The organism is Bacillus sp. P4_D3, assembly GCF_056401855.1.
In genome coordinates this window covers 1-1,218 of record NZ_JBFUIN010000851.1, presented here as the reverse complement: position 1 = coordinate 1,218, position 1,218 = coordinate 1, and the positions used below count along the sequence as shown (strand labels likewise).

The 1,218-nt window shown below is 35.4% G+C and carries 2 protein-coding genes and 1 pseudogene; all 3 read right to left on the bottom strand.

The genetic code is table 11. The annotated features are described in order from the left end of the window. A pseudogene (locus tag AC1DTM_RS27345) lies at nucleotides 1–95 on the bottom strand (transporter); the annotation flags it as partial. 214 nt (nucleotides 96–309) lie between these two features. Further along, nucleotides 310–516 (bottom strand): alpha/beta-type small acid-soluble spore protein, encoded by a 207-nt coding sequence (locus tag AC1DTM_RS27340; protein WP_000113539.1) that lies wholly within the window; start codon nucleotides 514–516, stop codon nucleotides 310–312. Between the two features lie 122 nt (nucleotides 517–638). Continuing rightward, a partial coding sequence (locus AC1DTM_RS27335) for a sugar phosphate isomerase/epimerase family protein (protein ID WP_477001362.1) occupies nucleotides 639–1,218 on the bottom strand: 580 nt, incomplete at its 5' end.

The window sequence follows — 1,218 nt, the reverse complement described above, 5'->3', positions numbered from 1 at the left end:
GAATTACCTAACGTCATAACAAGTGGAACTGATGCAAGTGCAATTAAACAACAGTTTTCTTTTTTTAACATGTTGATTTCGGAACCTTTCATCATATATTTCTTACCATGTAATAGCCCTGCTGGAAATTATGTTTACATTCCACCAGGGCTATTTCATCTTTACTACTTTCCATTTACAACAAAAGAAATTGGGGAAAATATAGCATTACTCCTATTCTTTGAATCCTGTTCACAATATATCCATACCAATTAATTGAAAATAAAAAAGAAAGGAAGAATCCTTCCTTTCTCCTATAACCTTCTACATTTAGCGAGTATATCCGCCACCAAGCTGTTGTTCTGCCATCGCTACAAGGCGCTTTGTAATTTCACCGCCTACAGAACCGTTTGCACGTGAAGAAGTATCAGCCCCAAGCTGTACACCAAACTCTTGTGCAATTTCATATTTCATTTGATCTAGAGCTGCTTGTGCTCCATGTGATGCTAATTGATTAGCGTTACGATTTCTAGCCATTACCGATCACCTCCTTATATATATTAAATTGTACCAAATCCGAAATTGAATACATGGTAATTTTTGGTTATTTATTCCATAAAAAAAGAGTCTCTTAAACAAGACTCTTACATCATTTCATCTTATGAGGTTACTACTTCTAATTTTCTACTTGTTAATGCTCTCATTTCTTCTTTTAATATATCTTTCGCATTATGCCCAAACCATTCAAGCGAAGCAAAATGATCAGTATCTCTCACTTCCCGGATGATTTCATCATAATTTACTATACCTTCAAATAACGGAACCATTCCTATACGACTTCCAGCAGCGGCATATACATTATTTGGTTCAAACACGTGTAAATACTCCGCTGATGATATATTCTTAAAATGGTAATGTTGTATCCACGGCTTTAGTCGCTGGAAACTATCTATAGGGTCTGCACCAGACTCCCATATATGAAGGAAATCGAGGTTTATTTTCAAATATGGATGATTTACTTCTTCTAACAATTTCAAAGTAGACGGCAAAGTATCCGTTAACGTATTTGGATGTGTTTCTAATAGTATATACATATTGTGCTGAGCAAATAGATCACAAATCATGCGAATTCGCTTCACATACTCTTTTCTCTCTTGTTCCGAGAAATCCTCACTACCTTTTTGCCCGGCAAACGTACGAATTTTATTTGTATTAAACCAATTAGCTAGTGTTACCAGC

What these genes read in the sequence shown, in the direction of transcription:
- AC1DTM_RS27340 (WP_000113539.1), bottom strand. Translation starts at nt 516, where the DNA reads ATGGCTAGAAATCGTAACGCTAATCAATTAGCATCACATGGAGCACAA.